Raw genomic sequence first — 23,973 nt, 5'->3', positions numbered from 1 at the left:
CGCGTCACAGCGGCGGGGAACCGTGCCTGCAGATGCGATCATTGGTACCACCGGACAATGAAGACCACCGCGGCGCGACGACACGGCCGCGCAGAGGAGGACGTCCGATGAGCAAGCCACTGTCCGACCTGTCGGCTGCCGGTGTGGCGGTCTGGCTGGACGACATCAGCCGCGAGCGGCTCCGAACCGGCAACCTGGCCGACCTCGTCGGCGGCAGCGGCGTCGTCGGGGTGACCAGCAACCCGACGATCTTCCAGAAGGCCATCGGGGGCGGCGAGACCTACCAGGAGCAGCTCCGCGACCTCGCGGTGCGCGGGGTGGACGTCGGCGAGGCGGTCCGTGCGATCACCGCCGCGGACATCCGCGAGGCCTGCGACGTCCTGCGACCGGTGTACGACGCGACCGGCGGCGTGGACGGGCGGGTGTCGCTGGAGGTCGACCCGCGGCTCGCGCACGAGACCGAGCGCACCGTCGCCGAGGCGCGCGCGCTGTGGTGGCTGGTCGACCGGCCCAACCTGTTCATCAAGATCCCGGCGACCCGGGGCGGGCTGCCCGCGATCACCGCGACGCTGGCCGAGGGCATCAGTGTGAACGTCACGCTGATCTTCGCTCTGGACCGGTACGAGGCGGTCATGGACGCGTACATGACCGGCCTGGAGCAGGCGCTCGACGCCGGCCGCGACATCTCCGACGTGGCCTCCGTGGCGTCCTTCTTCGTCAGCCGGGTCGACGGCGAGGTCGACCGGCGGCTGGAGAAGATCGGCACGCCGAAGGCCGCGGAGCTGCGCTCCAAGGCCGCGATCGCCAACGCGCGGCTCGCCTACGAGCTGCACCAGAGGGTGTTCGGCACCCCGCGCTGGGAGCGGCTCGCCGCGGCGGGCGCGAAGCCGCAGCGCCCGCTGTGGGCGTCGACGTCCACGAAGGACCCGTCACTGCCGGACACGCTGTACGTGACGGAGCTGATCGCCCCGGGCACCGTCAACACGATGCCGGAGGCGACCCTCGAGGCCTTCGCGGACCACGGCGTCGTCCCCGGCGACACGATCACCCCCAACCTCGGGGCGGCCCACGCCGTCTTCGACCAGCTCAGCGAGCTGGGGGTGGACATGGCCGACGTCGTCGAGGTCCTCGAGGTCGACGGCGTCCGCAAGTTCGAGGACTCCTGGAACCAGCTTCTCGGCACGATCCGCGACCAGCTCGGCGCCGCCGCCCCCTAGGTTCGGCGGACCTGTGCGGCCGGACCGGCCGCCAGCCGGCCGCCAGCCGGGCGCATCCGGCTGGCCGGCGGCAGTATCGGCAGCGCGGCAGTATCGGCAGGGCAGCAGTATCGGCTCGCGAGCACCACGAACTGTGAAGGGGGAACGGTGGCGTCCACCGCTAGTGGCAACCCACTGCGGGATCCACGGGATCGGAGGCTGCCACGGCTGCCGGACAACAGTGCTCTGGTGGTCTTCGGCGTAACCGGTGACCTGGCCCGCAAGAAACTCATCCCGGCCGTGTACGACCTGGCGAACCGGGGGCTGCTGCCTCCGGGCTTCGTTCTGGTCGGGTTCGCCCGGCGGGAGTGGAGCGACGACGAGTTCGCCGCGTTCGCCCGGGAGGCGGCCGAACGCGGCGCCCGGACCCCGTTCCGGGAGGACACCTGGGAGCGGCTGGCGGGCTCGCTGCGCTTCCGGTCCGGGTCGTTCTCCGACGACGCGGCCTTCGACGGCCTGGCCAGTCTGCTCGCCGAGCTCGAGCAGAGCCACGGCGTCCGCGGCAACGCCGCCTTCTACCTGTCGATCCCGCCGACGGCCTTCCCCGTCGTCCTCAAGCAGATGCAGCGGACGGGGCTGGCCTCCAACGACGCCGCGGGCGGCTGGCGGCGGGTCGTCATCGAGAAGCCGTTCGGCCACGACCTGGATTCGGCGCGCGAGCTCAACGCCCTCGTGGACGACGTGTTCACGCCGGGTGACGTGTTCCGCATCGACCACTATCTGGGCAAGGAGACCGTCCAGAACCTGTTCGCGCTGCGCTTCGCGAACACGCTGTTCGAGCCGATCTGGAACTCGCACTTCGTCGACTCGGTGCAGATCACGATGGCCGAGGACGTCGGCATCGGCACCCGCGCCGGCTTCTACGACGAGACCGGCGCGGCCCGGGACGTCCTGCAGAACCACCTGCTGCAGCTGCTCGCGCTCACCGCGATGGAGGAGCCGGTCAGCTTCAGCGCCGAGACGATCCGCACCGAGAAGCTGAAGGTGCTGCGCGCGGTGTCGGTGCCCGACGACTTCGGGACCTTCGCCGTGCGCGGGCAGTACTCCCAGGGCTGGCTCGCCGGTGAGCGGGTCCGCGGCTATCTCGAGGAGGCGGACATCCCCGCCAGCTCGACCACCGAGACCTTCGTCGCGGTGAAGCTCGGCGTCGAGACCCGGCGGTGGGCCGGCGTGCCCTTCTACCTGCGGACGGGCAAGCGCCTGCCGCGCCGGGTCACCGAGATCGCGATCACCTTCACCAAGGCGCCGCACCTGCCGTTCGACGTCACCGACACAGCCGAGCTGGGCAACAACCAGCTGGTGATCCGGGTCCAGCCCGACGAGGGCGTCACACTCCGTTTCGGCTCGAAGGTTCCCGGGTCGGCCATGGAGGTCCGGGACGTCGCCATGGACTTCCTGTTCGGCGAGGCGTTCACCGAGGCGCTCCCCGAGGCCTACGAACGTCTCATCCTGGACGTCCTGCTCGGCGACGCGACGCTGTTCCCGAACAACGCCGAGGTCGAGGAGTCCTGGCGGATCATCGACCCGCTGGAGGACTTCTGGCAGAGCACCAAGCCACACACCTACCGGGCGGGCACCTGGGGGCCGGCGGCCGCCGACGACATGCTCGGCCGTGACGGCCGCCGGTGGCGCCGGCCATGACCCACCACCGCCACGCCGAGGGGAGCCAGGCATGACCACGCTGTGGGACACCACCGGATCGGCGGTGGTCAAAGCACTCGCGGCCGAGCGGCGGGCCGCCGGCGCGCTGGCGTTCGGGCTCGCGCTGACACTCGTGGTGGTCGTGGACGAGCAGCATGTCAGCCAGGCCGAGAGCGCCGCGACGGCAGCCGCCGCCGCGCATCCCTGCCGGCTGCTGATCGTCGTCCGCCGCCAGATCGACTCGCCGCACCCGCGGCTGGACGCCGAGGTGTCCATCGGCGGCCGGCTGGGGCCCGGCGAGGCTGTCGTGATGCGGATGTCCGGGCGGCTCGCGCTGCACGCGGAGTCGGTGGTCCTGCCGCTGCTGGCACCGGACGCGCCGGTGGTCACCTGGTGGTACGACGCCCCGCCGGAGAAGATCGCCTACGATCCGCTCGGGGTCTTCGCCGACCGCCGTGTCACCGGCACGTACGCGGCCACCGACCCGGTCGCCGCGCTGCGGCAGCGGGCCGAGGACTTCGTCCCCGGCGACACCGACCTCGCCTGGACCCGCATCTCCGGCTGGCGCACGCTGCTGGCGGCGGCCTTCGACCAGGTACAGGCCTCCGACGCCGCCGGCCCGGCGACGATCGTCAGCGAGCCCGGCAACCCCAGCGCCTGCCTGTTCGCCGGCTGGCTGCAGGCGAGGCTGCAGGTCCCGGTGACAATCACCGACGCGCCCGGGCGCAAGGGCATCCAGGGTGTGCGGCTCGCCGTCGGCGACGGCGAGCTCGAGCTGGCCCGCACGGACAGCCGCTCGGCGGGCATCACCCGCACGGGCTTCCCCACCCGGGTCCTGCCGCTGCCGGAACGCGGGCTCGGAGACCTGCTCGCCGAGGAACTGCGCCGGCTCGACGACGACGTCGTGTACGCGGAGGCGCTCTCGGCCTGGAGCCAGATCCCCGATCTGAGCCGCCGACCGCTGCACCGCGAGCACATCTGGCGCGACCCCGCGCTGGAACACACCGCGGCCACGTCTCCCGCCGGAGCCGCCGGTGCGACGACCGGAGCGAGCGGGCGGCCCGGAGCCGCGCAGCGTTCACGAGCCGCGGAACACCCCGCAGCCACGGAACGCTCGGGAACGGCGGGCAGGGCCGGGGCGGCGGACAAGGGGAAAGCCACGGAGCACGCCGAGGCGGCTGAGCCCGCCGGGGCCACGCCGACAGCACCGCCGGCGGCGCCGTGACCGCGCGGGAGCCCGGGTCGGCGCCCGTGCCGCCACCGGCAAGGGTCGTCGTGCACGCGGATGCCGGCGTGCTCGCACGCGCGACGGCCGCCCGGCTGCTCACCGCCCTCGTGGACGCCCAGTCCGAGCGGGGCGAGGCCAGCCTCGTGCTCACCGGAGGCGGGATCGGCGTGGCGCTGCTGCGGGCGGTGCGTGACAACCCCGCGCTCGATGCCGTCGACTGGTCGAAGGTGGACGTGTGGTGGGGCGACGAGCGCTTCGTCCCGGCGGACTCCCCCGACCGCAACGACCGGCAGGCCTGGGACGCGCTGCTGGAGCACATCCCGCTGGACCCGTCGCGGGTGTTCCCGGTCGCCGCCCTCACCCCGGCCCGGGCCGGGGGTGACGTCGAGTCCGCGCCCGCAGCCGCGGGAGAGGGGCCCGGGTCCGGCCGCGCGGGGCTGGCCGCGATCCGGCCGATCGGGGCGGCGGAGCCGGAGACCGCCGCCACGCAGTACGCCGTCGAACTCGCGGCACGAGCAGCCCCCGGCGCGTCGGTCCCCGCCTTCGACGTGCTGCTCCTCGGGCTCGGGCCGGAGACCCACACCGCGTCGATCTTCCCCGGGTCGCCGGCCGCCGTGGCGACCGAACCGACGGCGGCTGTCCACGACTGCCCCAAGCCACCGCCGACGCGGGTGACGATGACGTTCCCGACCCTGCGCTCGGCCCGTCAGGTGTGGATGGTGGCGGCGGGTGAGGAGAAGGCGGAGGCCGTCGCGGCGGCACTCGCCCCGGGGGCGGACCCGGTGACCTGGCCTGCGGCAGGGGCGGTGGGGCGTGAGCGAACCCTGTGGCTCGTCGACCAGGCCGCGGCGTCCAGGCTCGAGCCGACCCGAGCCGGCTCCGCGGGCTGATCCGGCCCAGGCTGGCCCAGGCCGGCTCGGCCCGGAGCCGGAGGCCGGCCGTCAGAGCTGACGGCCGGGTCCGGGCTCCGGGCTGATCAGGCCGGAATCGCTGATCAGGCCAGAATCTTCGTCTTCTCCCGTTCGAACTCGTTGGCGCTGATGACCCCGTGGTCACGGAGGTCTGCCAGCCGGGTCAGCTCGTCGGCGGGGCTCGGCCGGCCGGCGGCCTGGCGGACCTGGGCGCGCCAGAGATCCGCGGCGGCGGCGGCCTGGCGGGCCTGTCGCTCGTGCATGGAACTACCGCGGATGATCAGGTACGCCAGCACACCGACCAGCGGCAGGATGACGATGAGGGCCGTCCAGCCTGCCTTGCCCCAGCCGGAGAGGTCGTGGCTGCGGAAGACGTCCGCGACCACGGTGAACAGCAGGAACAGCCATAGAACGAAGCAGAAGAACCACAGCATGTAGAGAAACACGCTGAGCAGCGGGTAGTCGGAATCCACCTTGCCTCCTCTCACCGTCACCTACCGGTGAGCCTGACTCATACCCGTATCCGGGCACTGTGCGCTTCGACCCCATCACCTTCCGCGGGTGAGTTCGCGCGCGGGCACGGATACGGCCCAGTCATTCCCTCGTGAGCACGCCGTCACCCACCGAGTTGATCCCGGTTGCGGGATAGGTGTAGGCGAGCCGGTCGTCGGAACGCAGCGCGAGCACCAGCCGGTCCGCACCCTTGCAGAGGACGCCGGGCAGGACCAGCCGTTCCTGCACCGTGATGCTGTCCGGGCCGACCTCCCGCAGGCGCAGCTCCATGCGGCACCCGTCCGTCGGGTAGGCGCTCCGGCCGACGATCTCGTCGATCCCACCACCGCTGAGCACAAGCTCCACGGGGAACTCGACCGGCCCCTGGGTCACCGAACCGCCCCACGAACCGGCCATGCCGGCCGGCAGCAGGTCCCGAGAACCGGACGACGGACCACCGCCGGATGACGGACCACCGCCGGATGACGGGCCGCCACCGGGTGTCGGGTCACGATCGGATCCCGGTTCACCGCCCCGCACCATCCACAGCAGGCCAGTGGTGACCAGGACCAGCACCAGGCTGGTGAGGAGGGCTCCGACGATCAGCGGTCGGGGCGGACGCGGGAGGTGAGGGGGCCACGACCCCGGCCCTCCCGGCAGGGATCGGTCGACGCGGTCGACGGGCCGCGTCCGATCCCCTGCCGGCGCCGGCCCCAGCGACGCCACCGGATCCACCGGATCCACCGGGCCGCCCGGGTCCGCGGACGGCACCGGACGTTCCCGCGACGCGGATCCTCTCGTGGCCAGCCGACCGGCGAGAGCCCTCCCGCCGGTTCCGGCTCCGGCTTCGGCTCCGGTGAGGCGCAGGACCCGGCCGAGCAGCGCCTTCGCGGCCTCCGCGCTCAGCCGGGTCTCGGGGTTCTTGATCAGGAGACCGCCGATCACCGGCCACAGTGCGTCCGCCCGCACCAGCGGCGGCGGATCCGCGTGCAGGACCGCGCCGAGAGTCAGTGGCACGGTGTCCCGGGCGAACGGCGGGTTCCCGTCGACGGCGAAGTACAGCGTGGCCCCGAGCGAGAAGAGGTCCGCGGCCAGCGAGGCGGGCCGCTGGGTGATGCGTTCCGGTGCCAGGTAGGCGGGTGTGCCGGCGCTGCCGTCGCTGCCCGGTGCCGTCGTGTCCGCCACGTGGGTCGCGATACCGAAGTCGGTGAGCAGAACCCGCCCGTCAACGGCCAGCAGGATGTTCGACGGCTTGACATCCCGGTGCAGCAGCCCGATCCGCTGGCCGGCCATGAGAGCGTCGAGCACGGCGAGCCCCACCTGGGCCGCCCGGACAACCGGGAGCGGCCCGGTCTCGCGCACGGCGGTGTCCAGCGAGGTGGCGGCGACCAGCTCCATGACGATCCAGGGCAGGCCGCCGTCCTCGACGACGTCGGTCACCGAGACGACGTGCGGGTTGGAGCGGAGCTGGGCGGCGCTGCGCGCCTCCCGCACCGCGGCGGCGACCCGCGCCCGGTCCGCACCGGTCAGGCTCGCGCCGGCGAGCCCGGCCGCCGCCGGACGGCCGCCGAGCCAGATCGCCTTGACCGCCACCTCGACCCGCAGCAGCAGGTCGACGGCCCGCCACACGACACCCATCGAACCGGCGCCGATACATTCCACCAGCCGGTACCGGCCGGCCACCACATGGCCGGCCTCGATGGTCCGCACAGCGGGCAGCCGAACGCGGGGTGGTCAGGTCACCGGCGCGCCCCGCAGCTTCGCCAGGGCCTCGGCGAGGATCGCCTCGCCGTCCTTCTCGTTGCGCCGCTCCCGCACATAGGCGAGATGCGTCTTGTACGGCTCGGTCTTCGGCGGAGCGGGGGTGTTGTCACGGTCCCGCCCGGCCGGAAAGCCGCAACTCGGGCAGTCCCACGTGTCCGGTATGGACGCGTCGGCTGCGAAGGCCGGCTTCGTCTCGTGCTCGTTGGCGCACCAGAAGGAGATGCGCTGCCGGGGGGCGGTGTCGCCCCGCTCGGCCTCGCCCATCGGTCCCGCCCCGACCCGGCTCCCCCGGATGGCGTTGCCACCTGCCACGGCCCGCGTGCTCCTTTGTCTCGTCCCATGGGTGGTAGCTCGGCGGTCGGCCCCCCGCGGCCGGACCACCCACGTCCGAACCGCCACCGTTGACGTGCCGGTGCCGCTCACGGCCGTGCCCAGCATGTCTGTCCGGAGTGTAGGCCGGCACGCCCACCACGGGTTGCACCGACCACCCCCACCGGGGCTTCCCTACGCGAATGAGGGCCCGTAATGGCCCTCTCACAGGTGTGGGCATCCTCGCCCGGCCGCCACCACCCGCCGGGCGCACCCCGCGGGTAATGCGGATCCGGTCAGGACGACAGCGAAACCGCGGTGGGGTCGGCGGTTCCGAGTGAGGGGATGATCGTGAACGCCTGCACCGCCGCGCTGTGCAGGCGGGCGGGGTAGCTGACCGCGAGCGGCAGGACGGCGGCGTCGGCGAGGACGGTCCGTTCCAGCGCCGCCCAGGCCTCGCCGGCCGCGGTCGCCGGGCTGGCCTCGGACGCCGCCTCGAAGCGGGCCTGGAGGTCCGGGCGCCGGTAGCCGCCGTCGGCGGGCCGCGGCCCCATCCACATCCCGTCGAGCAGGGGCTGGTAGACGGTGCGTGCGGCGTCCCCGAACCAGCCGGGGGCGATCCTCGTCAGCGCCAGGTCCCAGAACTGCTGCTGCGGGTCGCCCACCGCCTGCCGGTACTGCTCCCTGCTGCGCACGCGGACGTCCAGCCGGATGTCGGCGCGGGCGAACGCGACGCGCAGCGCCTCGGCCACCTGGGCGTCGGCGGCGCTGTCCGTGGTGAGCAGCGACAGCGCCGTCACCCGCCCGCCGGGGTTGTTCGCCAGGCCTTCGGCGCAGCGCTGCGGGTCGCCGGTGCCCTCCTCGGCCGGGTAGGGGTCGTACTCCTGGTAGCCGGTCATCGGCTCCTGCAGCAACTGCGCCGTCGGCGCGGCGAGCGGCGGGCCGCCGAGCGCTCCGGTGACCGCCACCCGGTCGACGCAGTACGCCAGCGCCGTGCGGACCTGCTGTTCGCGCAGCGCCGCCGCGGACGGTCCGTTGAGCCCGACGACGAGCGTGACCACCGTGCCGGTCGGGCCGACCACGAGGCGGTCGTCCGCATCGCCGGTGAGCGCGTCCAGCTGCTCCGGGGGGACCTCTCCGTCCAGGGCCATGTCGCCCTCGCCGGCTTCGATCCGCTCGGCGATCGTCTCGGCGTCGAGGCCGTCCGTCACCGTGATGTGGTCCGGCAGCGCCCGCCTGATGCCGTCCGAGGAACCGCTCCAGGACGGGTTGCGGGACAGCCGGTAGTCACCGTCCGGCTCGGACACGAACCGGTAGGGGCCGGCGGAGATCAGGTTGTCCAGGTACTCCGGGGAGTCCGGCGGGTACGCCAGGGCCTCCAACGGCACCGGGGAGCTGGCCGGCAGCGCGAGGACGTCGACGAAGTCGTTGACCGGGCGGACCAGGTGGAACTCGATCGTGTCGTCCCCGACGACCTCGATGCCGGAGATCGAGCCGCCCTCGATCAGGGCCGACACGTCCGCGACCGGCGACACGGCGAGCTGCGCGCAGTACTCGGCGAACCCGCGGATGGTCGCGGCGTAGTACCCGCGCAGCGGCGAGGGCACCGGCGGCGCGCACATGCGCTTGAAGCCACGGGCGACGTCGGTCGCGGTGATCCGGCGCTGGCTCGGGGTGTTCCAGCGGGCCGCCGAGCGCAGCCGCACGGTGTAGACGGTGCCGCCCATCGTGACCACCGGCTCGCCGACGGCCAGGTCCGGCCGCGGGATCGTCGCCCGCGTCACGTCGGTGTCGGTGGGGTAGCTGTAGAGCTGCCGGGTGACCAGGCGGGCGAAGGCCTGCTCCCCCGGTTCGTCGGCCCAGCCGGGGTCACCGCTGGGCATCTGCCCGGTGAGCAGGCGCAGGGTGCCGCCGGGCTTGCCGTCAGGCGGGGCCGTGGTCGGCGCGGTGGACGGGGTCGCCGCCATCGGCCCAGGTGCCGGATCGGAGTCCGGACTGCACCCCGCCGCCGCGAGCAGGGTGGCGGCGAGGGCACAGATCACCCGGGCGACGCGTGGACGCCGCCCCGAAGCGGTGGCTTTCAATTCTTCAGAAGCAGACCGAGACCGATGATGCAGGTGATCCACAGGAGGGCCACCGCGACAGTGAGGCGGTCGAGGTTCTTCTCGACGACCGAGGACCCGCCCAGAGAGGAGGAGACACCGCCACCGAAGAGGGTCGACAGGCCGCCGCCCTTGGCCCGGTGCAACAGCACCAGCAACACGAGCAGCACGCTCGTGGCGATCAGTGCGATCGACAGACCGACCGTCATCCAGACCAGCTCCCGCCGTCGTGTAGGCCTGAAACGCCGTACCCGATCAGGCCCGACGATCGTGTCAACGTACATGACACCACCCTGGTGCCCGAGCAGGAGCTTCCCAGGCTCACGGCGCAGCGCGGACGATCCCGACGAACTCCTCCGCGACGAGGCTCGCACCGCCGACGAGGCCACCGTCGACGTCCGGCCGGGTGAACAGCTCCGCGGCGTTCGCGGCCTTGACCGAGCCCCCGTAGAGCACGCGGATCCCGGCCGCGACCGGCTCGCCGAACAGCTTCGCGAGCTGGCCGCGGATCGCGGCGCACATGTCCTGCGCGTCCTGGGCGGAGGCGGTCTTCCCGGTGCCGATGGCCCAGACCGGCTCGTAGGCGACGACGAGCGTCGCGGCCTGCTCCGCCGTGACTCCGGCGAGCGAGCCCTCCAGCTGGGCGAGCACGTGCTCGACGTGGGTGCCGGCGGTCCGGATCGCCTCGTGCTCGCCCACGCAGACGATGGGCGTGATGCCGTGGGTGTAGGCCGCACGGGCCTTCGAGGCGACCAGCGCGTCGTCCTCGTGGTGGTAGGTGCGCCGCTCGGAGTGCCCGACCACCGCGTACGAGCAGCCGAGCCGGGCCAGCATGGACCCGCTGATGTCACCCGTGTACGCCCCGGAGCCGTGCGGCGAGAGGTCCTGGCCGCCGTACCCGACGGCGAGCCTGTCCCCGTCGATCAGGGTCTGGACGCTGCGCAGGTCGGTGAACGGCGGCAGGAAGACGACCTCGGCCTTCTCCAGCTCGGCCGGCTTCAGGTCGAAGGCGACCTTCTGCACGAGCGCGATGGCCTCGAGGTGGTTGAGGTTCATCTTCCAGTTGCCGGCGACCAGTGTCCGCCGGCCGGACCCGCCCGATGTACGGGCGGGTGCCCCCTTCGCCACGTTCCCGTGTCCCTTCGTCCGGTGCCTGATGGTGTTCTGGGTGTTGTCTTGTGCGCTGTTCTGGTGCCGTTCTGGTGCTGGTCAGACGTCGAGTGCGGCGAGCCCGGGCAGGGTCTTGCCCTCCAGGTACTCGAGGCTGGCCCCGCCGCCGGTGGAGATGTGGGTGAAGCTCGTCTCGGGAATGCCCAGGGTGCGCACGGCGGCCGCGGAGTCCCCGCCGCCCACGACCGAGAAACCCGAGCCGGCGGCGACGGCCTCGGCGACACCGCGGGTGCCGGCGGCGAACGCCGGGAACTCGAACACGCCCATCGGGCCGTTCCAGAAGATCGTCGCGGCACCGCCGGCCACGCCCGCGAACACCGCGGTCGCCTCCGGGCCGATGTCCAGGCCGAGCCAGCCGTCCGGGATCGCGTCGGCGGCGACCACCCGGTGCGCGGCGTCGGCGGCGAACTTCTCGGCGACCACCACGTCGGTGGGCAGCACGAGCCGGTCGCCGGCCTCCGCCAGCAGGCTCTTGCAGGTGTCGATCATCTCGCTCTCCAGGAGCGAGGCGCCGACCGGGTGGCCCAGCGCGGCCAGGAAGGTGAAGCACATGCCGCCGCCGACCAGAAGCGAGTCGACCCTGGGCAGCAGCGCGCGGATGACTCCCAGCTTGTCCGACACCTTCGACCCGCCGAGCACCACCGCGTACGGCCGGGCCGGCTCGGAGGTGAGCGCGCGCAGCACCTCCAGCTCCGCCAGCACCAGCTGCCCGACGGCGTGCGGCAGGCGCTTGGGCACCTCCGCCACGCTCGCGTGGGCACGGTGCACGGCGCCGAACGCGTCGCCGACGTAGAACTCGGCCAGCGCCGAGAGCTCGTCGGCGAAGGCGGCGCGGTCGGCGGCGTCCTTGCTGGTCTCCCCCGGGTGGAAACGGAGGTTCTCCAGCAGGGCCACCTGGCCCTCGGCAAGCCCGCCGACGACCTGGCGGGCCCGGTCGCCGGCGATGTCGGCGCCGCCGTCACCGGCGAAGGCGACCGGGACGCCGAGCAGCTCGGACAGCCGCTCGGCGACCGGAGCCAGCGAGTACTTCGCCTCCGGGGCTCCCTTCGGGCGCCCCAGGTGCGAGCAGACGACCACCTTCGCGTTCCGCTCGAGAAGCGCCCGGATGGTCGGCAGGCTGGCCCGTACCCGCCCGTCGTCGGTGATGCGCGGCGCGGACCCGGAATGGTCCAACGGCACGTTGAGGTCACTGCGGACGAGCACGCGGTGGCCGGTGACCTGCAGGTCGTCGATCGTCCTCACGCTGGGCTGCTCCGGGGTCGGCGAAGGTCGAGATCAGGTGGACGGGGCGTCTCGCGGGGTCGCGGCCGGGGTCAGAGCCGGCCGGCGACCAGACCGGTCAGGTCGACCAGGCGGTTGGAGTAGCCCCACTCGTTGTCGTACCAGCCGACGACCTTGACCTGGGAGCCGAAGGACATGGTCAGCTGCGAGTCGAAGGTGCAGGACGCCGGGGTGCCCACGATGTCGGAGGAGACAATCGGGTCTTCCGTGTAGACGAGGTAGCCCTTCAGGGGGCCTTCGGCCGCGGCCTTGTAGGCGGCGTTGATCTCGTCCTTCGACGCCTCACGGGCGAGGTTCACGACGAGGTCGGTAACAGAACCGTCCAGGACCGGAACGCGCATCGCGAGACCGTCCAGCTTGCCCTTCAGGTGGGGCAGAACAAGAGCGGTCGCCTTCGCCGCGCCGGTGGTCGTCGGAATGATGTTCTGCGCGGCGGCCCGGGCCCGGCGCAGGTCGGAATGCGGGAAGTCCAGGATGACCTGGTCATTGGTGTAGGCGTGGATCGTCGTCATCAGGCCGCGCTCGATACCGAACGCCTCGTCGAGAACCTTGGCCAATGGCGCGACACAGTTCGTCGTGCAGGAGGCGTTCGAGAGGATGTGGTGCTTCGCCGGGTCGTAGACGTCGTCGTTCACGCCCATGACGACCGTCAGGTCCTCACCCTTGGCCGGCGCCGAGATGATCACCTTCTTCGCGCCCGCGGCCAGGTGCTTGCCGGCGGTCTCCGCCGTGGTGAAGCGTCCGGTCGACTCGATGACGACGTCGACGCCCAGGTCAGACCAGGGCAGCGCCGCCGGGTCACGCTCGGCCAGCACCTTGATCGTGGTGTCGCCGACCCGGATCCCGTCCTCGGCGACCGAGACCGGGGCGGCCAGCGTGCCCAGGGTCGTGTCGTACTTCAGCAGGTGCGCGAGGGTCTTGTTGTCCGTCAGGTCGTTGACGGCGACGATCTCCAGATCGCTGCGGCGACTCGCCGCAAGCGCCCGCCAGAAGTTACGGCCGATTCGCCCGAAGCCGTTGACACCCACCCGCGTAGCCACGTCCAGGACTCCCTATGCTCGTGTGCCGTCGTGTGTCAGGAGCCTAGCGAGTCGGGACATCATCGGCGGGAATCCGAACCGATTCATGTCGGTCTCCTCACATCGGGGGACCCGGCACCGTCAGCAATTGGTTGAATGCATCGCCTTTCGACAAACACCCTATCCTACGGACCCGCCCCGGCACGGTGCGTGGCCGTGCTCCCGCGGCAGGCCCACGGGGCACCTGATTCCGTGCTCAGGCGTTCTCAAAGAGCTCCGGCGAGACACTGGCCTCGGTGTTCGGGATACCGAGCGCGTTGGCACGTTTGTCCGCCAGCGCGAGCAGGCGCCGGATTCGGCCGGCGACGGCGTCCTTGGTGAGCGGCGGATCGGCCAGTGCGCCGAGCTCCTCCAGCGACGCCTGGGCGTGCTCGAGTCGCAGCCGGCCCGCGGCGAGCAGGTGCTCGGGGGCGTCGTCGCCGAGGATGCGCATCGCCGCCTGCACCCGCGCCCCGGCGGCGACCGCCGCGCGGGCCGAACGGCGCAGGTTCGCGTCGTCGAAGTTCGCGAGCCGGTTCGCCGTGGCCCGGACCTCGCGGCGCATCCGCCGCTCCTCCCAGGCCATCAGGCTGTCGTGCGCACCGATCCGGGTGAGCAGCGCGCCGATCGCGTCGCCGTCGCGAACCACCACCCGGTCGACCCCGCGGACGTCCCGGCTCTTGGCCTGGACGCCCATCCGCCGCGCGGCGCCGACGAGCGCGAGCGCCGCCTCCGGCCCGGGTGAGGTCACCTCCATCGAGCACGACCGGCCCGGTTCGGTGAGCGAGCCGTGCGCGAGGAACGCGCCGCGCCACGCCGCCGCCGCATCGCAGGCCGATCCCGTGACCACCTGCGGGGGAAGGCCCCGCACCGGGCGGCCGCGCTGGTCGAGCAGGCCCGTCGACCGGGCCAGCTGCTCGCCGTCACGCTCCACCCGGACGATGTAGCGCACTGATCGGCGCAGCCCGCCGGCAGCCAGCACGGCGACCGACGAGGGGAATCCGAAAACCTCGGCGATCTCACGCCGCAGCCGGCGTGCGGTGGCGCCGGTGTCGAGCTCGGCCTCCACCACGATCCGCCCGCCGACGATGTGCAGACCCCCCGCGAACCGCAGAAGCGCCGCCATCTCAGCCCGCCGGCAGCAGGGCTTGGCCACTCGCAGCCTGCTCAGTTCGTCCTTGACGGTGGCCGTCATCGCCGCCACACAGATCACTCCTTGCCTTCACCGGAAGGGATCCGGTGGCCGGGGCCACCGGTGGATGTGCAACCGACACCCGAGGGGTCGGCACAGCCCGCGCCTGGCTGCCGGCCCGGCCAGGTCCGTCCGTCGACCGGACGGGGCGGTGTCGGCACCGCCGGCCGCGGGTCATCGGCCGCGAACACCGCCCGGAACGCCGCAGCGAGCAGCGCGGGATCGTGCAGGGCCGGATCGCTGACATCCCGCACGGGCGCAAGGTGCAGGCGGGCTCCGAGGTCCATCGCCGCGCGGGCGAGCGGGCCGGGATCGCCGACCGCCGCGGGATCCGCGATCACGACGTCCAGCCGCAGCCCGGGAACATGGGTGGCCAGCGCGTGCAGGTGCGCCTCGGGCGTGTACCCGGCCGTCTCACCGGGCTGGGCCACGAGGTTGAGCACCATCACACGGCGGGCCCTGGCGCCGGTGATCGCCGCGTGCATGTCGGGCACCAGCAGGTGCGGCAGCACGCTCGTGTAGAGCGATCCGGGGCCGAGGACGATCCAGTCCGCGGCCCGGGCGGCGGCCAGGGCGGCGCCGCACGCGGCCGGCGCGGCCGGCACCAGCCGCACGCCGGCCACCCGGCCGGGTGTGGTGGCGACCGCGGCCTGCCCGCGGACCTCCACCGGTTCCGCCGCCCGAGCCGGGTCCAGGCCGGTCACGTCCGCGACGATGTCGATGCCGTCGCAGGACAGCGGCAGTACCCGACCCTGCGCGCCGAGCAGCGACGCGACGAGGTCGAGGGCGGCGACCGGCGACCCGGCGCGCTCGGCCAGCGCGGTCAGGACGAGGTTGCCGACGGCGTGCCCGGCGAGCGGCCCACCGCCGCCGAACCGGTGCTGGAAGAGCCCGGCCCAGGTCCGCGACCAGTCGTCCGCGCCGGCGAGGGCGGCGAGGGCCATCCGCAGATCGCCCATCGGCAGCGCACCGAGCTCGGTACGCAGCCGGCCGGACGATCCGCCGTCGTCCCCCACGGTGACCACCGCGGTCAGCCGGCGGCTGATCCGCCGCAGCGCCGACAACGAGGCCGCGAGACCGTGCCCGCCACCGAAAGCGGTGATCGCGAGAGCGTCGCCGGTCACTCGCGGCCCAGATCCCGGTGCACCACGCGGACGCCGACCCCGTCGGCGGCCAGCCGTGCCCCCAGCTGCTCCGCGACAGCCACGCTGCGATGCTTGCCGCCCGTGCAGCCGACCGCCAGCGTCAGGTACCGCTTGCCCTCCCGCACATAGCCCTCACCGACCAGTCGCAGCAGGGTCGTGTACTGGTCGACGAACTCGGCCGCGCCCGGCTGGGCGAGCACGTAGTCGCGCACCTGCGGGTCCCGGCCGGTGTAGGGCCGCAGCGACTCCACCCAGTGCGGGTTGGGCAGGAAGCGGCAGTCCGCGACGAAGTCCGCGTCCAGCGGAAGCCCGTACTTGTAGCCGAACGAGACCACGGTCGCGTTCAGCCGGTTCGCCCGCGGCTGGCCGAACGCAGCATCGATCTTCGCCCGCAGCTCGTGCACGTTGAGGTCGGTGGTGTCGAGCACGAGGTCCGCCTCGCCGCGCAGCTCCGCGAGCAGCGCCCGCTCGCGGTTGATCCCGTCCACCACCCGCTCGTCATCCTGCAGCGGGTGCGGGCGCCGTACGTGGTCGAACCGGCGCACCAGCGCGTCGTCGGACGCTTCGAGGAACAGCATCCGTGGATGCATACCGCGCGAGTCCAGTGCCTCAACGGCCGCCCGCAGATCGGAGAAGAAGGCCCGGCCACGGACGTCGACGACGACCGCGATCCGGCTCACCGCCCCGCCCGAGCGATGGCCGAGCTCCGCCATCGTCGACAACAGCGCCGGCGGCAGATTGTCGACGACGAACCAGCCCAGGTCCTCCAGACACTTCGCGGCCGTGCTGCGGCCGGCACCGGAAAGCCCGGTGATGATTGCCAGATCAAGCGTCGCGGTGGTCAACCCGCCACCCCCCGGATCGCGCCCGGCTCGCCGGACCCGGTGCTCTCGCTCGCCGGGCCCGCCCCCACCGGGTCGGACATCGTCGCAATGATCTCGCCGGTCAGTGGGTCGACGGCCGGCGGGGGCGCCTCGGCTCCGCCGGGAGCCGACCGGGCCAGCGCGGCCACGATCGCCTCCGCCGTACGCGGGCCGATCCCCGGCACCTGGGCGATCTCCGCCGCGCTCGCCGCGCGCACCTTCGCCACCGACCCGAACTGCCGCAGCAGCGCCTTGCGCCGAGTCTCCCCGAGACCGGGCACCCCGTCGAGCGCCGAGGCGACCATCGACGCCGACCGCTTCTGCCGGTGATAGGTGATCGCGAAGCGGTGCGCCTCATCCCGGACGCGCTGCAGCAGGTAGAGCGCCTCGCTCGTCCGGGGCAGGATCACGGGCTCGCCCTGGCCGGGCAGCCAGACCTCCTCCAGGCGCTTCGCCAGGCCGCACAGCGCGACGCCCCCCGGCCCGGCATCGATCCCGAGCTCGTCGAGCGCCCGTGCAGCGGCGGCGACCTGCGGCGGCCCGCCGTCGACGACGACCAGGTTCGGCGGGTAGGCGAACTTCCGCGGCTGCCCGGTCTCGGGATCACGCCCGGGCGCCTCTGGGCCGGCTCCCGGTCCCCCGGCAGCCAGCCCCTCCACCGCCAGCCCCTCGGCGACCGTGCTCATCGTCGTGCTCGCCGTCGCCGACTGGGTGGCCCCGGCTGCCCGCGTGCCGGTCTCGGTACCCTCGCCGGCGCCGGGGAAGCCGGCCAGCTCGCCGGTTCGGGCACGCTCGGCCAGGTAGCGGGAGAACCTGCGGTGGACGGCCTCGTGCATGCTCGCCGTGTCGTCCTGACCGTCGACGCCGCGGATGGCGAAGCGGCGGTACTCCGACTTGCGCGCCAGCCCGTCCTCGAAGACGACCATGCTGGCCACGACGTTGGTGCCCTGGATGTTCGACACGTCAAAGCACTCGATGCGCAGCGGGGCGTCCGGCAGCTCCAGCGCCTCCTGCAGGTCGGCGAGCGCCCGGCTGCGGGCCGTGAGGTCTCCGGCGCGCTTCGTGCGGTGCAGGGTGAACGCCTGGCCGGCGTTGCGCTCGACAGTCTCCATCAGAGTGCGCTTGTCCCCCCGGCGGGGGACACGCAGATCGACCCGCGCGCCGCGGGCCCGGCTGAGCAGTTCCACGACGGCGTCGGCGTCCGGCGGCAGTTCCGGGACGAGGATCTCGCGCGGGACCTCGCCCGTGTACCCGGGCTCGGCGGCCGGCCCGCGGCGGCCGGCGGACGCGGTGCGCGCCCCGGCAGTGGCCTCGGGCTGGTCGGCGCCGGCCCCGGGCTGGTCCACCGGCGACGCAGCCAGGCCCGCGGCCGCCTCCGCCTGCACGCCCTCGAGGTACTCCTGGGTCAGGAACTGCTCGACGAGATCCCCGGTGGTGACGTCCTCGAGCTTGTCGACGACCCAGCCACGCTGGCCGCGCACCCGGCCGCCCCGCACGTAGAAGATCTGGACCGCCGCCTCCAGTTCGTCCTGGGCGAAGGCGATCACATCCGCGTCGGTGCCGTCCGGCAGGACGACGGCCTGCTTCTCCACCGCACGGCGCAGTGCCCCGATGTCATCGCGCAGCCGGGCCGCGCGCTCGTACTCCTGGGCGTCGGCCGCCGCGCGCATCTCGCGCTCCAGCCGACGCAGGTAGCGGCCGGTCTGGCCGGACATGAAGTCGCAGAAGTCGTCGACGATCTCCCGGTGGGCCTGCGCGTCGACCCGGCCGACGCAGGGCGCCGAACAGCGGTCGATGTAGCCGAGCAGGCACGGGCGGCCGACCTGGCCGGCCCGTTTGAAGACGCCGGTGCTGCAGGTGCGCGCGGGGAAGACACGCAGCAGCAGATCGAGCGTCTCCCTGATGGCCCAGGCGTGCGCGTAGGGGCCGAAGTAACGCACCCCGCGCCGCTTCGGCCCGCGCATGACCTGCAGCCGCGGAAACTCCTCGTGGAGCGTCACGGCGAGACTCGGGTAGCTCTTGTCGTCGCGGTAGCGGACGTTGAACCGCGGGTCGAACTCCTTGATCCAGGTGTACTCGAGCTGAAGCGCCTCGACCTCGGTGGAGACAACCGTCCATTCCACCGAGCTGGCCGTGGTGACCATGTGCTGTGTCCGGGGGTGCAGGGTGTGCACATCGGCGAAGTAGTTGGCCAACCGGGACCGCAGGCTCTTGGCCTTGCCCACGTAGATGACACGGCCATGATCGTCGCGGAAGCGGTAAACACCCGGGGTCTCGGGGATCGAGCCCGGCGGGGGCCGGTAGGTCGCCGGATCAGCCATGAACCGAGCCTACGGCGGCCATCCTCCGACCTGAGCAGTGCCTGCACGTATCCATTCCATCACGCTCAGCTTCCATGACGTCGAGCACCCCCGAAACTGACCGCGTCGAGCCCTCTCGGATCCCCCGGAACCGGCCAGGCGATCCCGCGGGCAGGACGGCCCGACCTCCGAAGTGCCTCCGAGGGCTGTCGGCGAGTTTTCCGTCCCCCCGCACGCCGATCGGATGCCGCCGGCGGAGGCCGCTCGACGGTCGGGCCGGGCGGGACAGGACGCTGATGACCAGGTGGCCTCCCGACCGGCACGCCATCTGCCGGAGAGCCTGTTGTGGCTGGTGTGGCTGACCTGTCGCCCGGACGATCCAGCGTCCGCCCTCGGTCATCGCCGGGTCGCCGTATGCTGTATCGGGCCAGGTCTGTGGCGCCCGGGCTGAACTACTGCGACGGTGGAGTCCAGCACCATCGGGTCCGCACACGGTGGCGGCCGGCACGGTGGCGGCCGGCACGGTGGCGACGAACACGGTGGCGACGAACACGGTGGCGGTCAGCACCCTGGCGACCGGCACGGCGGCCATCGGCCGCGTAGGAGGGCCGGCGGCCACAGCGACAACCGTGTGGTGGCTTGTCATGGCAGGGGCGCCCGGCGCAGCGGCAGGGCCGGCGCATTCGGACCAAGGGGGCCGACGCGTGCAGGTGGAGGACGTCACGACGGAGTTTGTCGTTGACGACGCACCCGGGCGCGGGCGGATCACTGTTCTCCAGGTGACCTGGCGCAGCTGCGACCCGCTCGCCGTCGCGCTGGTCCTGGTGTCACGACCGGACCATCCGGCGCTGCCGCAGGGCCACTGGGTGGCTCCACGCGACGCCCTGCGGGCCGGGCTCGAGGGCCCGGTGCCGGTCGGTGACGGCGACGTCCGCATCACGCCCGAGCCGGCGGGAGGTATCCGCCTGGAACTGTCCGACGGCGAGCGGCGCTCCGTGGTCGTACTCGACGCCGCCCCGGTCCGCAGCTTCCTGGACCGCACCGAGCGGGTGGTCCCCGCCGGGGAGGAACACACCGAGGTCGCGCTGGACGCCGTCCTCGACGATCTTCTGCAGCCCTGAGCCAGCGGCGCCAGCGCCGTCATCCTGCCGAGGAGACGGCGCCCGCCAGCCTGCCGCGGGGCTTCTTCGCCCCGGCCGTGCTTCCACCGGTGCCGGGGCCCGAGGCCTGCTCCACGGTTGCCGCGCCCCGCCCACCGAGGATCTCCCGGAGGAACGACCCGGTGTGGCTCGCGGGCACTGCGGCCAGCGTTTCCGGCGTGCCCTCGGCGACAACCGTGCCACCGCCGGTACCGCCCTCCGGGCCCATGTCGATGATCCAGTCCGCGGTCTTGATGACATCGAGGTTGTGCTCGATCACGATCACCGTGTTGCCGGCGTCGACCAGCCGGCCGAGCACGCCCAGCAGCTTGCGGATGTCCTCGAAGTGCAGGCCGGTGGTCGGCTCGTCCAGCACGTAGACGGTGCGGCCGGTGGAGCGCCGCTGCAGCTCCGAGGCGAGCTTCACCCGCTGCGCCTCGCCGCCGGACAGCGTCGGCGCCGGCTGCCCGAGGCGCACGTACCCCAGCCCGACGTCGTTCAGCGTCCGCAGGTGGCGCGCGATCGCCGGGACCGCCGCGAAGAACTCGGCTCCCTCCTCGATCGGCATGTCGAGCACCTCGGCGATGCTCCGGCCCTTGTAGTGCACTTCCAGGGTCTCGCGGTTGTACCGGGCGCCCGCGCAGACCTCGCACGGGACGTAGACGTCCGGAAGGAAGTTCATCTCGATCTTGATGGTGCCGTCGCCGGAGCAGGCCTCACAGCGCCCCCCCTTGACGTTGAACGAGAACCGGCCCGGCAGGTACCCGCGCACCTTCGCCTCGGGCGTCTCCGCGAACAGCCGGCGGACATGGTCGAACACGCCGGTGTAGGTCGCCGGGTTGGATCGCGGCGTCCGGCCGATCGGGGACTGGTCGACGCGGACCGCCTTGTCCAGGTGGTCGAGCCCGCTCACCGTGCGGTGCCGGCCGGGGACCTCGCGGGCACCGTTGAGGTGGTTGGCGAGCACGCTGGCCAGAATGTCGTTGACCAGGGTCGACTTTCCGGACCCGGAGACCCCGGTGACCGCCACCAGGCAGCCGAGGGGGAAGGAGACCGTGACGTCCCGCAGGTTGTGCTCGCGGGCGCCGTGCACGGTCAGCGCGCGCCCACGGACCGGCGGCCGGCGGGCCGCGGGGACCGGGATCTCGCGCCGGCCCGAGAGGTAGGCCCCCGTGATCGACTCCTCGCTGGTCAGCAGGTCGTCGACGGAACCGGAGACGACCACCCGGCCGCCGTGCTCGCCGGCGCCGGGACCGATGTCCACCACCCAGTCGGCGGCGCGGATCGTGTCCTCGTCGTGCTCCACCACGATCAGCGTGTTGCCGAGGTCCCGCAGCCGCAGCAGCGTCTGGATGAGGCGCCGGTTGTCACGCTGGTGCAGGCCGATGGACGGCTCGTCCAGCACGTAGAGCACCCCGACCAGCCCCGAACCGATCTGGGTGGCGAGTCGGATCCGCTGTGCCTCCCCGCCGGCGAGGGTGCCGGCGGCCCGGTCCAGGGACAGGTAGTCCAGGCCGACGTCCAGCAGGAACGCCAGCCGGGCGTCGATCTCCCTGAGGACCCGGCCCGCGATGGTCTGTTCCCGCTCGCTGAGCTCGACGGTGCGCAGGAAGTCGGCACAGTCACGGATGGACATGCCCGCGACCTCGGCGATCGAGCGGCCGGCCAGGGTGACCGCCAGCGACTCCGGCTTCAGTCGGGCCCCCCGGCAGGCCGCGCAGGGCACGTCGCGCATGTAGCCCTCGTAGCGCTCCCGGCTGCTGTCCGACTCGGCGTCGGCGTGCCGGCGCCGCAGGAACGGCAGGACGCCCTCGAAGGATGTGTAGTAGGAGCGCTTGCGGCCGTACCGGTTGGTGTAGCCGACGTGGATCTCGGTCTCCCCGCTGCCGTGCAGGATGGCCTTGCGGGCACGCTCCGGCAGGCCCTCCCACGGGGTGTCCATCCGGAAGGTGAGGTCCTCCGACAGCGCCGTCAGCAGCCGCTGGAAGTACTCCTTGTTGTGCCCTCCGGCCCAGGGCTGGACGGCTCCGTCAGCGAGCGACAGGGTCGGGTCGGGCACGACCAGGTCGGGGTCGACCTCCTTGCGGGTGCCCAGCCCGGTGCACTCCTGGCAGGCGCCGAACGGCGAGTTGAACGAGAACGACCTGGGCTCCATCTCCTCGAAGGACAGGTCGTCGTACATGCAGGCCAGGTGCTCGGAGTACATCCGCTCGCGGTCGGGGTCGGCGGCGTCGCGGTCGACGAAGTCGAGCAGCACCAGGCCCTTGCCGAGCCTCAGCGCCGTCTCGATCGAGTCGGTGAGGCGCCGCTTGGCCGACGCCTTCGCCGCGAGCCGGTCGACGACGACCTCGATCGTGTGTTTGCGCTGCTTCTCCAGCTTCGGGCGGTCGGTGAGAGCGACGACGGTGCCGTCCACCCGGACCCGCGCGAAACCGGACGTCTGCAGCTCGGCGAACAGGTCGGCGTACTCGCCCTTGCGGCCGCGGACGACCGGAGCCAGGACCTGGAAGCGGGTGCCTTCGGGCAGCTCGAGGAGCCGGTCGACGATCTGCTGCGGAGTCTGGCGTGAGATCGGCCGGCCGCACTTCGGGCAGTGCGGGTGGCCGACCCGTGCGTACAGCAGGCGGAGGTAGTCGTAGACCTCGGTGATCGTGCCGACGGTCGACCGCGGGTTGCGCGACGTCGACTTCTGGTCGATCGACACCGCCGGCGACAGGCCCTCGATGAAGTCGACGTCGGGTTTGTCCATCTGGCCCAGGAACTGGCGCGCGTAGGCCGACAGCGACTCGACGTACCGACGCTGGCCCTCGGCGAAGATCGTGTCGAAGGCGAGACTGGACTTGCCCGAGCCCGACAGGCCCGTGAAGACCACAAGGCCGTCTCTGGGCAGGTCGAGATCGACGTCACGCAGGTTGTGCTCGCGTGCTCCGCGCACGACAAGACGGTCGGCCATCGTCAGGTCCCTCGTCGTTCTCGGTCGGCTGCTGTCGTCGGCCGGTGCCGGCACCGGTGGGGTTCCGTCACCGCGGCCTGCGCGGCGCCCCTGGCCGGTCAGCCGGCCGTGAGCCAAACGCGCGTTCGAACACAGCCGACGCTACACGCCTCGGACGAACGGCCCGTAACAGCCGTGCCCCCGCTCCCGGACGGCAACAACGCAGCCCACAACCCTTCCGGAGGCCCCGCCCCGGCGAGCGCGGCCCGCCCCGAATGCCCGGGACGCAGACACGCGCGGACACACGGTCGAGAATGGTGCGGCCGGGCAGGCCCGCACACGCCCGGCCACCCGGGGGTGCCGGGGCGGCGGCCGTGACGGCCCCGGCGCCCCGCGCCCCTGCTCGACCCTGCAGATCACCGCCCCGATCCGCCGGAACAGGCGACGCACAGACCGAGGAGAAGCGGAATGAACATCGGCGCCGGCTACACGGGTGACGTCACCGTCGGCGGGCCCGCGGACGTCCGCGAGCTACCGGACCTCACGATCACCAAGGTGGCGGTGGGCCCGTTCGACAACAACTGCTACCTCCTGCGCTGTGCGGCCACCGGCGAACAGCTCCTCGTCGACGCGGCGAACGAGACGGGAACGCTGCTGCGCCTCGTCGGCGACGCCGGTCTGAGCACCGTGGTGACGACGCACCGACACGGAGACCACATCCAGGCGCTGGAGGAGGTCGTGGCCGCGACCGGTGCGCGGACCGTCGCCCATCCGCTCGACGTTCCCGCCATCCCCGTCCCGACCACCGATCCGGTCGTGGACGGCGACGAGGTGCACGTCGGTGAGGTCACGCTGCGGGTCGTGCACATGGTCGGGCACACACCGGGATCGGTCGCGCTGCTGTATGGCCGGGACAGCGGCGCTCCACACCTGTTCACCGGCGACTGTCTCTTCCCCGGTGGCCCCGGCAACACCTTCGGCGACGCGGCTGCCTTCACCACCCTCATGGACGACCTGGAGGCCAAGGTCTTCGGGCCCCTCCCGGACGGGACCTGGATCTACCCGGGCCACGGAAAGGACACAACGCTCGGCGCCGAGCGGCCGCACCTGGCCGAGTGGCGCGCCCGCGGCTGGTAGACCTCGGCGGGCCGGGAACGACGGCAGCACCGCGGGCCTCGCCGGGTCCTGTC

At 72.7% G+C, this 23,973-nt stretch carries 19 protein-coding genes; 6 read left to right on the top strand and 13 right to left on the bottom strand.

Features of this window, described 5'->3' with window-relative positions; all coding sequences use genetic code 11:
• The first annotated feature begins 107 nt into the window (after positions 1–107).
• From tal to pgl, 4 genes are all read left to right on the top strand, one after another.
• Positions 108–1,217 carry a transaldolase gene (gene tal, locus B207_RS0129860; RefSeq protein WP_018640366.1) on the top strand — a complete coding sequence of 370 codons (1,110 nt, stop codon included), beginning with the start codon at positions 108–110 and terminating at the stop codon, positions 1,215–1,217.
• A 147-nt stretch (positions 1,218–1,364) separates the two neighbouring features.
• The gene (gene zwf / locus B207_RS0129855; RefSeq protein WP_026311582.1) at positions 1,365–2,897 is read left to right on the top strand and encodes a glucose-6-phosphate dehydrogenase; all 1,533 of its coding nucleotides are present in this window, start codon (positions 1,365–1,367) and stop codon (positions 2,895–2,897) included.
• Between the two features lie 31 nt (positions 2,898–2,928).
• Positions 2,929–4,122 carry a glucose-6-phosphate dehydrogenase assembly protein OpcA gene (locus B207_RS36335; protein WP_051102719.1) on the top strand — a complete coding sequence of 398 codons (1,194 nt, stop codon included), beginning with the start codon at positions 2,929–2,931 and terminating at the stop codon, positions 4,120–4,122.
• Positions 4,119–5,015 carry a 6-phosphogluconolactonase gene (pgl, locus tag B207_RS0129845; protein WP_018640363.1) on the top strand — a complete coding sequence of 299 codons (897 nt, stop codon included), beginning with the start codon at positions 4,119–4,121 and terminating at the stop codon, positions 5,013–5,015. Before B207_RS36335 ends, pgl begins: the two co-directional genes overlap by 4 nt.
• A 104-nt stretch (positions 5,016–5,119) precedes the next feature.
• Here the strand turns inward: pgl and B207_RS0129840 are convergent, their stop codons facing one another.
• From B207_RS0129840 to uvrC, 12 genes are all read right to left on the bottom strand, one after another.
• Entirely contained in the window at positions 5,120–5,509 is a 390-nt protein-coding gene (locus B207_RS0129840) for an SHOCT domain-containing protein (RefSeq protein WP_018640362.1), read from the bottom strand.
• A gap of 121 nt (positions 5,510–5,630) precedes the next feature.
• A complete protein-coding gene (locus tag B207_RS0129835) occupies positions 5,631–7,238 on the bottom strand; it encodes a serine/threonine-protein kinase (protein ID WP_018640361.1) in 1,608 nt (535 codons plus the stop codon).
• Between the two features lie 24 nt (positions 7,239–7,262).
• Positions 7,263–7,604 carry an RNA polymerase-binding protein RbpA gene (locus tag B207_RS0129830; RefSeq protein WP_006538993.1) on the bottom strand — a complete coding sequence of 114 codons (342 nt, stop codon included), beginning with the start codon at positions 7,602–7,604 and terminating at the stop codon, positions 7,263–7,265.
• 293 nt (positions 7,605–7,897) lie between these two features.
• Positions 7,898–9,568, bottom strand: coding sequence for an ABC transporter substrate-binding protein (locus B207_RS0129825; RefSeq protein ID WP_018640360.1), 1,671 nt, complete (start codon positions 9,566–9,568; stop codon positions 7,898–7,900).
• 113 nt (positions 9,569–9,681) lie between these two features.
• Positions 9,682–9,912 (bottom strand): preprotein translocase subunit SecG, encoded by a 231-nt coding sequence (gene secG / locus B207_RS0129820; RefSeq protein ID WP_018640359.1) that lies wholly within the window; start codon positions 9,910–9,912, stop codon positions 9,682–9,684.
• A gap of 112 nt (positions 9,913–10,024) precedes the next feature.
• Complete coding sequence (gene tpiA, locus B207_RS0129815; protein WP_018640358.1) at positions 10,025–10,831, bottom strand: triose-phosphate isomerase; 807 nt, start codon at positions 10,829–10,831, stop codon at positions 10,025–10,027.
• An 81-nt stretch (positions 10,832–10,912) separates the two neighbouring features.
• A complete protein-coding gene (locus B207_RS0129810) occupies positions 10,913–12,115 on the bottom strand; it encodes a phosphoglycerate kinase (protein ID WP_018640357.1) in 1,203 nt (400 codons plus the stop codon).
• A gap of 71 nt (positions 12,116–12,186) precedes the next feature.
• Positions 12,187–13,194 (bottom strand): type I glyceraldehyde-3-phosphate dehydrogenase, encoded by a 1,008-nt coding sequence (gap, locus tag B207_RS0129805; RefSeq protein ID WP_026311580.1) that lies wholly within the window; start codon positions 13,192–13,194, stop codon positions 12,187–12,189.
• A 235-nt stretch (positions 13,195–13,429) separates the two neighbouring features.
• Positions 13,430–14,407, bottom strand: coding sequence for a DNA-binding protein WhiA (gene whiA, locus B207_RS0129800; protein ID WP_195905378.1), 978 nt, complete (start codon positions 14,405–14,407; stop codon positions 13,430–13,432).
• A gap of 14 nt (positions 14,408–14,421) precedes the next feature.
• Positions 14,422–15,528 (bottom strand): gluconeogenesis factor YvcK family protein, encoded by a 1,107-nt coding sequence (locus tag B207_RS0129795; RefSeq protein ID WP_018640354.1) that lies wholly within the window; start codon positions 15,526–15,528, stop codon positions 14,422–14,424.
• Positions 15,525–16,394: an RNase adapter RapZ gene (gene rapZ, locus B207_RS0129790; protein WP_018640353.1), complete on the bottom strand. Its 870-nt coding sequence runs from the start codon at positions 16,392–16,394 to the stop codon at positions 15,525–15,527. The genes B207_RS0129795 and rapZ overlap by 4 nt, the downstream gene beginning before the upstream one ends.
• On the bottom strand, positions 16,391–18,733 hold the full coding sequence (gene uvrC / locus B207_RS0129785) for an excinuclease ABC subunit UvrC (RefSeq protein ID WP_018640352.1): 2,343 nt from the start codon (positions 18,731–18,733) through the stop codon (positions 16,391–16,393). The genes rapZ and uvrC overlap by 4 nt, the downstream gene beginning before the upstream one ends.
• Positions 18,734–19,416: 683 nt before the next feature.
• Here uvrC and B207_RS0129780 point away from each other — a divergent pair.
• Positions 19,417–19,833, top strand: a complete 417-nt coding sequence (locus tag B207_RS0129780) for an SsgA family sporulation/cell division regulator (protein ID WP_026311579.1) — start codon at positions 19,417–19,419, stop codon at positions 19,831–19,833.
• Positions 19,834–19,852: 19 nt separating this feature from the next.
• On the opposite strand, the gene uvrA is transcribed toward B207_RS0129780, so the two are convergent.
• Positions 19,853–22,804, bottom strand: coding sequence for an excinuclease ABC subunit UvrA (gene uvrA / locus B207_RS0129775; RefSeq protein ID WP_035743006.1), 2,952 nt, complete (start codon positions 22,802–22,804; stop codon positions 19,853–19,855).
• Positions 22,805–23,251: 447 nt separating this feature from the next.
• On the opposite strand from uvrA, the gene B207_RS0129770 reads away from it, so the two are divergent.
• Complete coding sequence (locus B207_RS0129770; protein ID WP_018640349.1) at positions 23,252–23,920, top strand: MBL fold metallo-hydrolase; 669 nt, start codon at positions 23,252–23,254, stop codon at positions 23,918–23,920.
• Positions 23,921–23,973: the final 53 nt, after the last annotated feature.

It is taken from the genome of Parafrankia elaeagni (genome assembly GCF_000374165.1).
GTDB classification, from domain to species: Bacteria; Actinomycetota; Actinomycetes; order Frankiales; family Frankiaceae; genus Parafrankia; species Parafrankia elaeagni.
Note: the sequence above shows the minus strand (reverse complement) of the source record. Positions and strands in the feature narration are given on the sequence as shown.

Excerpts from the sequence above, each read along its gene's own strand:
- B207_RS0129825 (WP_018640360.1), bottom strand. The coding sequence starts at position 9,568 with ATGGCGGCGACCCCGTCCACCGCGCCGACCACGGCCCCGCCTGACGGC.
- B207_RS0129770 (WP_018640349.1), top strand. The coding sequence starts at position 23,252 with ATGAACATCGGCGCCGGCTACACGGGTGACGTCACCGTCGGCGGGCCC.
- uvrA (WP_035743006.1), bottom strand. The coding sequence starts at position 22,804 with ATGGCCGACCGTCTTGTCGTGCGCGGAGCACGCGAGCACAACCTGCGT.
- B207_RS36335 (WP_051102719.1), top strand. The coding sequence starts at position 2,929 with ATGACCACGCTGTGGGACACCACCGGATCGGCGGTGGTCAAAGCACTC.
- uvrC (WP_018640352.1), bottom strand. The coding sequence starts at position 18,733 with ATGGCTGATCCGGCGACCTACCGGCCCCCGCCGGGCTCGATCCCCGAG.
- tal (WP_018640366.1), top strand. The coding sequence starts at position 108 with ATGAGCAAGCCACTGTCCGACCTGTCGGCTGCCGGTGTGGCGGTCTGG.
- secG (WP_018640359.1), bottom strand. The coding sequence starts at position 9,912 with ATGACGGTCGGTCTGTCGATCGCACTGATCGCCACGAGCGTGCTGCTC.
- whiA (WP_195905378.1), bottom strand. The coding sequence starts at position 14,407 with ATGACGGCCACCGTCAAGGACGAACTGAGCAGGCTGCGAGTGGCCAAG.